Source organism: Nocardioides sp., assembly GCF_004803405.1.
Classification (GTDB): Bacteria; Actinomycetota; Actinomycetes; order Propionibacteriales; family Nocardioidaceae; genus Nocardioides; species Nocardioides vastitatis.
In genome coordinates, this window is record NZ_SSXI01000100.1 from 56330 (window position 1) to 67788 (window position 11459).

An 11459-nucleotide genomic window follows, 5' to 3' on the forward strand; every position below is an offset into this window, starting at 1 on the left:
AGGATCCTCGGGGCCATGAGTCAGAACACCTCACCAGACACCGTCACCCACCAGCAACCGTCGGCTTCCCCCCTCACCGGGTCGATGCTCAACAAGGTCCCGGAGGTGGTGCTCCTCTTCTGGGTCGTCAAGATCATGTCCACCACGGTCGGCGAGACGGCAGCGGACTTCCTCGCCGCGAACGTCGGCCTCAGCCTGACGACCACCTCGCTGCTGATGGCCGCGCTGATGGCCGTCGTGCTCGTGGCGCAGTTCCGTGCGCGGCGGTACGTCCCGGCCGTCTACTGGCTGGCCGTCGTGCTGGTCAGCGTGGTCGGCACGTTGATCACCGACAACCTGGTGGACAACTTCGGCGTCAGCCTCTGGACCACCACGATCGCCTTCTCGGCGGCGCTCGCGGCCACGTTCGTCGCCTGGTGGCGCTCCGAGCGCACGCTGTCGATCCACACCATCGTCACCCGGCGACGTGAGACCTTCTACTGGCTCGCGATCCTGTGCACCTTCGCTCTGGGAACCTCTGCCGGCGACCTCGTCGCCGAGAAGCTGGCGCTGGGCTACCTGCCCTCGGCCGGTCTCTTCGGCCTGCTGATCGCGATCATCGCCCTGGCGTACGCCCAGGGTGGGCTCAACCCCGTGCTGGCCTTCTGGGCGGCGTACGTGCTGACCCGACCGTTCGGCGCCTCCGCGGGCGACTTCCTGACCGCGGCCCCGGCCGACGGCGGGCTGGGCCTGGGCACGAACGGGACCAGCGCCCTCTTCCTGACGGTCATCATCGGGGCGGTCGCATGGTTCACGGTGGAGCAGCGACGGGCCGACCGTCGGGTCGAGGACGTCGTGCCTGAGCCGGTCGGCTGACATCGTCCGCCCACCGGGGCGTGCCCTCCCAGGACGTCCTGGGAGGGCACGCCCGTCTCGGCCGAGGAGCCTCTCGAACGACGGAGCCGTCCGCTGCCGGCCCGACCGGCCACGCCGGCCGGTCGTCGAGGACCGATGACTCTGATCGGCGATCCCGGTCATCGTCATCATGAACAGATGCCCGAGTCCCGAGGAGGGGCCGTGACAGACGACCGTACGCACGACTACACCCCCGGCCTCCACGGCCACATCACCCACACCGAGCTCGCCAGCAGCGAGCCGGAAGCCACCCGGGAATGGTGCGCCGAGGTGTTCCGGTGGACCTTCCAGCCGGTGTTCGCGAGCCCCGCGGGTGACTACCACCTGTTCGCATACTCCGCCCAAGGCGGCGGCGGGATCCGGAGGACCGCCGAGGGCGAGTCCCCGGGCGCCACACCGACGGTGCACGTCGATGACACCGACGCGCCCTACGCGGCGGCTCTGGCCGCCGGTGCGACGTCACTGGCGGAGCCGCATGACGTGATGCCTGGTGTGCGGATCGCGGTCGTCCAGGCGCCGGGCGGCGTTGTCGTCGGGCTGTCGGGACCCACGCGCTGAGCACGGATACTCCAGCACAACCGGCTCGGGACTGGCACACTCAGCGCGTCTACGAGCAGGTGCAGTGCCGCTCGGGCTGCCTGTCGGGTTGCGAGGAGCGGGTTGATGGATGGCGCGACATTACGGGGGTATGTCGGGGCGGCGCTGCTGATCATCGCCGGACTCCTGACCGGCATGTTCCTCTGGGTGGACGCGATGGGCTATCGGTACTGGCCCGCTGACGCGCAGTTCTCGGGCGGCGGAGAGCCGCATGTGGTGACCGTCGGCGCTGACGAGACCTTCATCCTGTGGAAGATGCACTTCCACGAGACTCCGAAGTGCTCAGTCGTCGCGCTGCCCTCTGGGGAGAGCATCCCGCTCGACGACGTGACCTCAGAGGGCTGGGTACGGGGCGCAGGCGCCGTCCCCTACCTGGGCTTCGCGGAGGGACGGAGCGCGAGCGCCAGGGTGAGCGTCTCCTGCAACGCCCAACCCGCCTCACCCCACGACAACGGTCGGCCCGACTCGAGCTACGCCATCGACGAGCCGGACGGTCCGGCGTGGCTCGATGGCTTCGGTCCGTGGTGGCCCGGTCCGGTCGCTCTGGTCGTAGCGGGACTCGGTCTGGTCGCGATGTCGGCCCTGCTCCGAGGTCGACCGGCCAGGAACCGCCGCGGGACCCGACCACGAGGGCCCGGTAGAGGCGACCGTGAGGACCCGGGAAGTCGCCGAACGACCGCGCCGTCAGGGTCGTCGCGCCACCCGGTCCGTCCTCGAGCTCGAACGCCAGGCGATAGCGCGAGAACCGGTGCCGGCCCTCCAGCACGATCTCCTCGCGAGGCCGCTCGACGGAGATCCCGAAGCCCGATGCCGGCTCAGGCGCCCAAAGGAGCCGCGCCGGCCGTGCCAGCGCCCGGTGCTGGGGGACGCCGAGTCCGGCGACGTAGCGCCGCAGCACCTCCCAGACGCGCTCCCGGCTCGCCGGGATCGTGAGGGTGTGCTCGTCGATGTACGCGGGAAGCCCGCTCATCGCGACTCCTCGGTGAGCAGCTCCCAGTCGGTGACGATCGGCAGCAGCCGGCCCTCGACCCACGGCTCGAGCTGGTCGACGTAGTGCGCGCCGGGCAGCCCCGAGGCGCCGGTCGGCACCACCCATCCCCCGGCCTGCCGGTCGGCCAGGTCCCAGACGTAGCGGGCGACGGATCCGCGGGTGGCGGCGTCGCTGATCGCCGGGTAGGACCCCATCGTGCGCACGGTGTCCTGGTCGCCGGAGACGGGCAGTGACGGGATGCCGGCATCGAAGTCGACAAGCGCGTGCACCGGCTGCGCCACGTGCGTGTCCCCCCACGTGGCCGGGATCTCGCCCGCCTCCACGTCCGCGAGCGCGGCCTTCGCGTGGGCGAACAGGTCGATGCCGTACGGCGGCCGCCCGGCCAGCGCCTCACTCGCCAGCGTCGCAAGGGCCAGCCCGAGGCGGTACTCGAGCCCGAGCACGGCGGTGAAGAGCGGGCCGTGGTCGTGCTCGGGAGAGGGATCCACGAGGCCGGCGAAGACGGGCTCGTCCACCAGCCGTCGTACCAGGGCGGAGCGCCAGGCCGCGAACCGCGCGGCCGCTGCCGAGTCGGCAGCCATGAAGCCGTCGAACTCGTCGAACGCCCCGGGCACGAGCTCCGTGAGGACCGACGCACTCTTGAGCAGCGTGTCGTTGTGGATCTCGGAGAAGTCGGCGGTCGTGAGACCGGAGCGGCCTGCGAGCAGCTCCCTGATGCGTTCGGCGCGGTAGGGCGGCGCGAAGGACGATCCGATCCGCTCGCTCTCCGGTCCGCGGCGCTCGTTGGCCGTGACCAGCTCCTCGTCGGGTCCGGCGTCCACCCGGTGGGGGTCAGCCAGCCACCCCTGCCAGCCACCGGACGCGTCGCGGACAGGCACCTTCCCGGCGATCCGGTAGCGGACGGCACCGGAGCGGTCCGCGATGAGCAGGTTGTTGACCGGCTCGACCCACGCGTCGAAGGCGCGGTCCACGTCGTGGACCGATCGCGCCCGCAGCAGCGGCAGCAGGGCGTCGAAGCCGAGGTCACCCAGCACCCAGGACGTGGTGCGGACCGCCAGCGTGTCCGAGAGGCGCAGCAGGTCGTCGGACAGCGCGTCCCCCGGCCTCACGTCGACGACGTCCTGGTAGTCGGCGGCTGCGTTGGTGATCGCCCACGCCACCTCGCCGGCATGCGCGAAGTGCTGCACGCCGGGCACGCCGACGAACGAGAACCCGACGACGTCGAAGGAGTCGTCCGGGTCCTCGCACGCCAGCCGAACCTGCTGGTAGACACCGGGTTGCTCGAGGTTCCGGTGCGGGTCGCCGCCGATCAGGGGCATCCCGGACGCCGTACGTGCGCCGCCGACGGCCCATGCGTTGCTGCCCGAGGTGAGCGGCCCCTCGTGCCGCAGGTGACGCGCGTCGTCGCCGAGGACCGAGCGTGCGAGGCGCTCCCACAGCCGGGTGCCGATGGTGCCGAACAGCACGTGCTGGGCGAGGAACGTCGCCAGCGGGGTCCACGGCTGCCATGCTCCGGCGGGGATGCCGAGGGTGCGGAGCTCCGGGACCTGCTCAGCGTCGACCGAGTCCAGGCCGGCGTTCACGCCGTCGGCATACGCGGTCAGGAAGGCGCGGGTCTCGGGCGAGCAGGAGGCAAGGGCCCGCTGGGCGGTCCGGGCGACTCGCATCCGCCGGGCGAGGTCGTCCCAGGCCTCGCCCGCGTCCGCCACCACCGAGGCGGTCTCGCCGAGGCCACGCAGTCGCAGCCACTCCATCTGCCAGGTGCGGTCGCGTGCGGTCACCTCGCCCTGGGCGCGCGCCAGGTCGAGGACCGAGGAGGCCCGCACGTGGGGGACGCCGTAGGCGTCCTTGTAGATGCGGGCCATGGGCCGAGACTAGGCCTGCGCCACCGGCAGTCCGAACCGGCCCTTCTGGTAGTCCTCGTAGGCGGCCATCACCTCGGCCTTGGTGTTCATCACGAACGGGCCCGCCCAGGCGAGCGACTCACGGATCGGCTGGCCGCCGAGGATGACGACCTCGAGTCTCGGGGAGCGTGACTCCTGGGCCTCGTCGGCCTCGACGGTGAGGAAGTCACCGGCGCCGAACACGGCAGTCTGGCCCATCCCGACCGGCTGGGCGTCCACCCCGACCGAGCCGCGGCCGGAGAGGACGTACGCGAGGGCGTTGTACTCCACGGCCCACGGCAGCTCCAGCCGAGCGCCGGGCTCGAGCGTCGCGTGCACGAGGGTCATCGGGGTGAAGGTGGAGCCGGGGCCCTGGTATCCGCCGACCGAGCCGGCGATCACCCGCACCAGCGCACCGGCGTCCGGCGTCGAGAGCAGCCGGACCTCACCGGAGCCGATGTCCTGGTAGCGCGGCGCGTTGGTCTTGGCGTCCCGCGGGAGGTTCACCCAGAGCTGGATCCCGTGGAACAGCCCACCCCGCTGGACGAGCCACTCCGGCGGAGCCTCGATGTGGAGGATGCCGGAACCGGCGGTCATCCACTGGGTGTCGCCGTTGGTGATCGTGCCGCCACCGCCGTGGTTGTCCTGGTGGTCTATGACCCCGTCGATCACGTAGGTGACCGTCTCGAAGCCGCGGTGCGGGTGCCACGAGGTGCCCTTCGGCTCTCCGGGCGCATACTCCACCTCGCCCATCTGGTCCATCATGATGAACGGGTCGAGCTGCTTCAGGTCGATGCCGGCGAACGCCCGCCGGACGGGGAATCCCTCGCCCTCGTACCCCTGTGGCGCGGTGGTCACCTGCCAGACCGGACGCGGCTGGTCGCCCAGTCCCGGTCGCCTGATCCTCGGCAGAACGGTGAGGTCCTCGACGGTGATCGCAGGCATCGCGCCCACCTCCCTAGCTTCACGAGAAGTACTGGTTGCCGAGTCAACCATCTTGGGTGTCCCGGCATTCCCCCTAGGCTCCTTGCATGACCCGATACGACGCCGTCGTCGTGGGCGCCGGCCACAACGGACTCACGGCAGCGACCTACCTCGCCCGGGCGGGCCTTGAGGTGCTGGTCCTCGAGCGGCTGGACCACGTGGGCGGCGCAGCGGTCTCGACGCAGGCCTTCCCGGACTTCCCCACCCGCCTGTCGCGCTACTCGTACCTGGTCTCCCTGCTGCCCGATCAGATCGTCACCGACCTCGGTCTGGACGTCCGCTTCAGCAGCCGCGCCACGGCCTCCTACTCCCCTGTCGTCCGCGACGGCCGGGCCACCGGCCTGCTGGTCGAACGCGCCGAGAGCGAGAGGACGAGGGCGTCGTTCCGCGAGCTGACCGGCTCCGACGAGGAGTACGACGCCTGGCGCGCCTTCTACGCCGAGGTCGCCGGCCTTGCCCACCGAGTGGCGCCCACCCTCACCCAGCCGCTGGCCACCGAGGGGCAGGTCCGCGAGGACGTCGCCGCCGAGACCTGGCGCGACATCGTCGAGCAGCCGCTGGGCGTGGCGATCGAGCGGCGGTTCCGGGACGACCTTGTGCGCGGCGTGGTCGCCACGGACGCTCTGATCGGGACGTTCGCGTCCCTCCACGACCCGAGCCTCGTGCAGAACCGCTGCTTCCTCTACCACCTGGTCGGCAACGGCACCGGTGAGTGGCGAGTCCCGGTCGGCGGGATGGGCGCGGTGACCGACGCCCTCGCGCGCGCAGCGACGTCGGCCGGGGCTGAGATCGTCACCGGCGCCGGCGTGAGTGCGATCCGCCCGGGCGCCGACGGAGCCGAGATCGTCTGGCACGACGGCGCGCGGGAGCAGAGCGTCACCGCGCGGCATGTGCTCGCCAACGTCGCGCCGTGGGTCCTCCGGATCCTGCTCGGCGAGGGCGAGGACCCGGCCACGAAGCCGCAGGGTGCGCAGCTGAAGATCAACCTGTTGCTCTCGCGCCTGCCCCGCCTGCGGTCCGGGGTCGACCCGGCGGCCGCGTTCTCCGGCACCCTGCACCTCGCGGAGTCCTACCCCGAGCTCGAGGCCGCGTGGGCCGCCGCGTCGCGTGGCGAGGTGCCCGACCCGCTGCCGGGCGAGGTCTACTGCCACTCCCTGACCGACTCCTCGATCCTCGGCGAGGTACCGGAGGGAACGCACACGCTGACCTACTTCGGTCTCCACACGCCGGCCTCGCTGTTCGCCCACGATCCTGCCGGGATGAAGGACACGGCGGTGAAGCACGCGCTCGCGTCCCTCGACGCGGTGCTGGACGAGCCGCTGGACTCCGTGGTGATGCGGGACGCCTCCGGCAACCCCTGCATCGAGGCGAAGATCCCGCAGGACGTCGAGGCCGAGCTCGCGATGCCGGGCGGCCACATCTTCCACGGCGACCTCGAGTGGCCTTGGGCGGCCAGCCGGGCCCGGCTCGAGACGCCGGCCGAGCGCTGGGGCGTGCAGACCGACCACGGCGCCGTACTCCTTTGCGGCTCGGGCGCCCGCCGCGGAGGCGCGGTCAGCGGGATCGGCGGTCACAACGCCGCCCAGGCGGTCCTGGAGTCGTGATCGGCCGGCCGTCGCGAGCTCCCGATTTCACCGCCGCCGTCCTACGCTGGTAACGTTTCTCCTCGCGTTCAACCGCAGGCGCCATTAGCTCAATTGGCAGAGCAGCTGACTCTTAATCAGCGGGTTCGGGGTTCGAGTCCCTGATGGCGTACATAAGGCCGTGTGACCTCCGCAAGCAGGTCACACGGCCTCTGTTTTCCCAAACCGCGCTGGGCGGCACCGCTGCTCGTGACCGCCAGACTGCGTGCGCGGGTCGCGGCCTCTCAGGGCATCGAGTCCCGGACGGCCGGCAGCCCGATGCCCTACCTTGAGATGACCGGGAGGGCACGATGGGTGCGGTTGCTGAGGGAGCGGTGTCGAGGCCGTGGCGGGCGTCGGCCGAGGATGCGGTGCGCAGGCTGGCCGCGGTGACCGTCGCCGGAGCGGTGCTCGGTGTGCTCGTCGGCGGGATCGGTGGCCGGCTGGCGATGAGCCTGCTCGCGGCGCTGAACCCGGACACAGCCGGAGTGACCAGTGACGACGGGTTCACCATCGGCCAGTTCACGCTCGGCGGGACGGCGCAGCTGCTGGGCGCCACCTGGCAGCTCGGGCTGGTCGGGGCGTTCTTCTACGCGATCCTGCGTGGCTTGGCGGTGGGGCCGAAGTGGTTCCGCGTGGTTTCGATGTCCGTCGGTGCGGGCGTGGTGGCCGGGTCACTGATCGTGCACACCGATGGGGTCGACTTCACGCTACTGGGGCCGGTGTGGCTCACTGTCGGACTGTTCGTCGCCATCCCGGTGGTCTATGCCGCAGCGCTGACGCTGCTTGCCGAACACTGGCTCGACTCTGACGGCTGGTCGGCCCGCGCCAGGCTCAGGACGGTCATGGCGACGCTGTTGTTGTGGCTTCCGGTGTTGCCGTTGCTGCCCGTGCTCGCCGGGATCTGGCTGGGGGCGGAGTGGTATCGGCGTCAGCCGCACCTGCCGGGACTCTCTGGTCCGTTGCTGTCCTGGGGGGCTCGCGGAATGCTCGCGGTCCTGTTCCTGGTCGCGGTCGCGGATCTCGTCAGCGACGTCCGCTTCCTCTCCTGACCCCGGCACAGCACCTCAGTCTGCTCGAGGGTGACGTCGAACCCGGTCCGTGGCCGGGTGAGTCGAGGCCCGCCAGTATGCGAAGGACCCTGAGCGGTTACTGCCCCCCGGAGGAGGAGATCGACATGGACGAGTTCTTCAACAGCCTCGGGGACTTCTGGGATGACAACAGCGAGTGGGTCTGGATCGCCCTCGCGGTGCTGCTCGCCCTCATCGTGCTCGGCGCTCTCGCGGTCTACGCGAGCAGGAAGAAGCGCGTCATGGACCACGAGCACGCGACCGAGCTCCGTCGCGAGGCCGCCGATCACGGCGCGAAGGTCGACGTGGAGGACGCGGAGGCTCGACGCATCGAGGCCGAGGCGCTCCAGGCGCAGGCCGAGGCCGACCGTCTCCAGGCGATCGCGGACCACAAGCGCGCGGGCGTCGAGGAGGAGCGCGGGCAGAACGCCGAGCGGCTCGACGAGGCCGACAAGCTGGACCGCGGCCGCCGCGACGACGGCGACCCGAGAGCCTGAGCGCGGACCCGTGATCGAGGACCACGATGACGTCGCCACGGCCCTGACCCAGGCCGCGAAGGCCATCCACAGCCCGCGGTCCCTGGACGAGACGCTCGATGCCATCGTCCACGCCGCCCAGCAGACCGTTCCGGGCTTCGAGCACGTCGGCATCTCGATCGTGCACAGCGGCGGGAAGATCGAGACCAGGGCGGGCACCGGCCAGCTGGTGTGGGAGCTGGACGACCTGCAGTACCGGCTGCATGAAGGTCCGTGCTTCGACTCGATCCGCAGTGGACCGGTCATGCTGATGGCGGACTCGCGCACCGAAGAGCGGTGGGGAAGGTACCTCCCGGCGGCGCTGGCGAAGGGCCTGCGCTCCCAGATGGGACTGCGGCTCTACACCGACGACGGCACCCTGGGCGGCCTCAACTTCTACTCGACGGCGTCTCCCGGCATCGATCCGGACGCGCTCCAGCTGGCCGAGCTGTTCGCGGCGCACGCCGCCATCGCGCTCGGCCGCGCCCGCTACGAGCACCAGCTCAACGAGTCGGTCGCGTCGCGGCAGGTGATCGGCACCGCGGTCGGCATCATCATGGAGCGCTACCAGATCTCCGACGAGCGCGCCTTCCAGTTCCTGGTGCGGGCCTCGACCACGAGCAACATCAAGCTGCGCGCCATCGCGCAGGAGATCGTGGACACCGCCAACGAGAAGCACGCTGCGCTGCCGACCCAGTCGAACTCCTGGTCCCGCTCCGAGGCCGACTCCTAGTCCGGCACCTCGATCGGCAGCACCCGCTCGAGCGGGATCCACGTCGTCGCCACGCGTCCGTCGAGCTCATAGGTGACCAGGGCCGCCTTCTCGTCGCGACCCCACTTCAACAACAGACCCTGGACGGTGGTGCCGTCCGGGAGCTCGACCAGTACCTGACCTCTGGGCTGCATGCGGACCTCCGTGCGCGTGGGGTCGACCGACCCACGTGGCACAGCCCGCGTCCTGAGCTGTCGGCCCGACTGTAGTAGGTGCCGGCCCCCATGCAGAGGCCGGGCGTGGAGCGTGTCCACGCCCGGCCCCTCCTAGAGGTAGCGGTCCTAGAACCAGGCGGCCTGGTCCACCCGGTCGTGGTAGCGGTGGCCCACCTTGCCGCCGGCGATGGCGGCGAGCAGCGTGCCGATCAGCAGCGCCAGCACGGTGATGATCCCGCCGATGGTCGCGGTGTCGGACGGGATCGGGAACCGCGGCAGGTCGACGCGGTCGAGGATGTTGTACTCGCTTCCGAACAGCCAGCCGGCGCCCACCGCGAGCAGCGTGATGACGAGCCCGAGCGCCCACACCGCGACGCCCTGCCGGCCGCCGTCGAAGCGAGACATCCGCCCGGCGACGTAACCGCCGGCGTAGTAGGCGATGACCATCACCACCACCAGCGCGATGGCTGCGCCGAGTCCCACGGCACTGGCCTCGCGCTCGGCATCGGTCTGAGTGAAGTTCGTGGACGCGCCGACCGCGGATGCGATGGCGCCGACGATGCTCATCAGGAGCACCGTCATGGCGATCGCGACCAGCCAGCCGAAGAACGCCGCGCCGCCGTTGACGCCACCGAAGCGGTCGTGCGCGAGCTCCCCTTCGGGCGCCGTCCGGGCGTCGGCCAGGTGCTGGCCGGGCGAGCCGTCCGTCGTCGCCCTGTCCCTGTCAGGACTGTCGGTCGTGTCGTGGTCGTCGTCCTGGTGCTTGTGACGGCGCCACGACTTCGGCCCGTGGTGCGTGTCATGTGCCACGGTTCCTCGCCTCCTTCGGTCCGGGTTTCCGGCGCCTGACCCTTTGCCGTCCGGTACCCCCTGTTACTCGCGACACACGGTCTGAGCGGAGAACGCGGGCTCGACCCGGCGTCGCGTCGACGAGCGACCGTCACGACGAGTGGTGCACGAGCAGCTCCTCGGCCAGCACCACGCCGGCCGTGTCGAGCTCGGGCGGGTCGAGCACCAACGCGTCGCCGCCGGCGGCGAGGAGCAGCATCCCGACGCGGCGATCGAGCGGTGGCAGGAGGTCGAGATCGACCACGACCGACTGCTCGTCGTCCTCGACGAACCGCACCTTCTCGGCGTAGAAGTCCGCAGCCCACCGGGCGTCCTGCGGCAGCAGCACCCGGACCCGGGTGGTGGTGCGCTGTTCGGCGAGGAGCCGGTCGACGTCGACCGGCGTCACGAAGGTCCGGTCCAGCACCATCACCTCGCGGATGTTGGAGAGCAGGAACGTCCGCAACCGGCCCTCGTCGTCGACCGGGCCGGCGTCGACCTCCCAGCCGCGGCGGGTCTGCACCAGTCGGTAGGGCTCGATCTCCCGCTCGGAGACTCCGGGGGCCCAGGCCCGGGAGTAGACGATGCGCGCTGCGCGTCGTTCGCGACGGGCCTGCTGCAGCGGCTGGAGCGGCTGGTTCCACGACCGCACGTCGGGTGCGCCGGCAGGTTCGCCGAACATGGTCTCGGTGAGCACGTCGATCGCCTCGCCGAGGTCCTCGTTGTCGGGCTCGATGTCGTGGAGGGCCAGGGCGGCCGCGTAGACGAGGGCGAGCTCCCCCGCGTCGACGTACTCCACACCCAGCTCGTCGGCAGGGCTCTCACTGACGATCCGGACCACCTGCGCCTCGGTGGGGTCGGCCTCGCTGCCGTCAGGTCCGAGGAACTCCAAGACGTCCGGTCGGGTCAGGCCCAGCAGCCAGTCCGACCCGACGTCCGCGGTGTAGAACGCCATCAGGTCCGTGCGGAGCTCGTCGACACCCACGTCGAACTCGGCCGCGAGCGCCCTGAGGGGCAGGCCGTCGGGGTGCGCGGCGAGCCGCTCGAACACCCGGGGCAGCCGGGCGATCCGGGCGACGTACTTCGGGGTGCCGGTCATGCGGCGCCTCCCGGCGTGTGCGCGGGCACGCCCGCGGCCGCGGCCAGCT

11 protein-coding genes and 1 tRNA gene are annotated in these 11459 nt (G+C 71.1%); 7 read left to right on the forward strand and 5 right to left on the reverse strand.

The window, feature by feature from the left end:
* The first annotated feature begins 15 nt into the window (after positions 1-15).
* Positions 16-855 carry a COG4705 family protein gene (locus E7Z54_RS07625; RefSeq protein WP_240769571.1) on the forward strand — a complete coding sequence of 280 codons (840 nt, stop codon included), beginning with the start codon at positions 16-18 and terminating at the stop codon, positions 853-855.
* Between the two features lie 201 nt (positions 856-1056).
* On the forward strand, positions 1057-1452 hold the full coding sequence (locus E7Z54_RS07630; protein WP_136432502.1) for a VOC family protein: 396 nt from the start codon (positions 1057-1059) through the stop codon (positions 1450-1452).
* A gap of 1005 nt (positions 1453-2457) precedes the next feature.
* On the opposite strand, the gene E7Z54_RS07640 is transcribed toward E7Z54_RS07630, so the two are convergent.
* Both E7Z54_RS07640 and E7Z54_RS07645 read right to left on the reverse strand, forming a co-directional pair.
* The gene (locus E7Z54_RS07640; RefSeq protein ID WP_136432503.1) at positions 2458-4347 is read right to left on the reverse strand and encodes a penicillin acylase family protein; all 1890 of its coding nucleotides are present in this window, start codon (positions 4345-4347) and stop codon (positions 2458-2460) included.
* Positions 4348-4356: 9 nt separating this feature from the next.
* Positions 4357-5310 carry a pirin family protein gene (locus tag E7Z54_RS07645; protein ID WP_136432505.1) on the reverse strand — a complete coding sequence of 318 codons (954 nt, stop codon included), beginning with the start codon at positions 5308-5310 and terminating at the stop codon, positions 4357-4359.
* Positions 5311-5396: 86 nt separating this feature from the next.
* On the opposite strand from E7Z54_RS07645, the gene E7Z54_RS07650 reads away from it, so the two are divergent.
* The 5 genes from E7Z54_RS07650 to E7Z54_RS07670 all read left to right on the forward strand — a co-directional run bounded on the left by E7Z54_RS07650 (position 5397) and on the right by E7Z54_RS07670 (position 9289).
* The gene (locus tag E7Z54_RS07650; RefSeq protein ID WP_136432507.1) at positions 5397-6953 is read left to right on the forward strand and encodes a phytoene desaturase family protein; all 1557 of its coding nucleotides are present in this window, start codon (positions 5397-5399) and stop codon (positions 6951-6953) included.
* Between the two features lie 78 nt (positions 6954-7031).
* A tRNA-Lys gene (locus E7Z54_RS07655) sits at positions 7032-7104 on the forward strand.
* A 178-nt stretch (positions 7105-7282) separates the two neighbouring features.
* On the forward strand, positions 7283-8023 hold the full coding sequence (locus tag E7Z54_RS07660; RefSeq protein ID WP_136432509.1) for a hypothetical protein: 741 nt from the start codon (positions 7283-7285) through the stop codon (positions 8021-8023).
* Between the two features lie 125 nt (positions 8024-8148).
* On the forward strand, positions 8149-8538 hold the full coding sequence (locus tag E7Z54_RS23035; protein ID WP_168798215.1) for a hypothetical protein: 390 nt from the start codon (positions 8149-8151) through the stop codon (positions 8536-8538).
* Positions 8539-8548: 10 nt separating this feature from the next.
* Complete coding sequence (locus E7Z54_RS07670; RefSeq protein ID WP_136432511.1) at positions 8549-9289, forward strand: GAF and ANTAR domain-containing protein; 741 nt, start codon at positions 8549-8551, stop codon at positions 9287-9289.
* Here E7Z54_RS07670 and E7Z54_RS23040 read toward each other — a convergent pair.
* From E7Z54_RS23040 to E7Z54_RS07680, 3 genes are all read right to left on the reverse strand, one after another.
* Positions 9286-9462 carry a hypothetical protein gene (locus tag E7Z54_RS23040; protein WP_168798216.1) on the reverse strand — a complete coding sequence of 59 codons (177 nt, stop codon included), beginning with the start codon at positions 9460-9462 and terminating at the stop codon, positions 9286-9288. The two genes, E7Z54_RS07670 and E7Z54_RS23040, sit on opposite strands and share 4 nt — an antisense overlap.
* A 147-nt stretch (positions 9463-9609) precedes the next feature.
* Positions 9610-10293: a hypothetical protein gene (locus tag E7Z54_RS07675; protein ID WP_136432512.1), complete on the reverse strand. Its 684-nt coding sequence runs from the start codon at positions 10291-10293 to the stop codon at positions 9610-9612.
* A gap of 130 nt (positions 10294-10423) precedes the next feature.
* The coding region (locus tag E7Z54_RS07680; protein WP_206056065.1) for a helix-turn-helix transcriptional regulator at positions 10424-11459 on the reverse strand (1036 nt) is incomplete at its 5' end.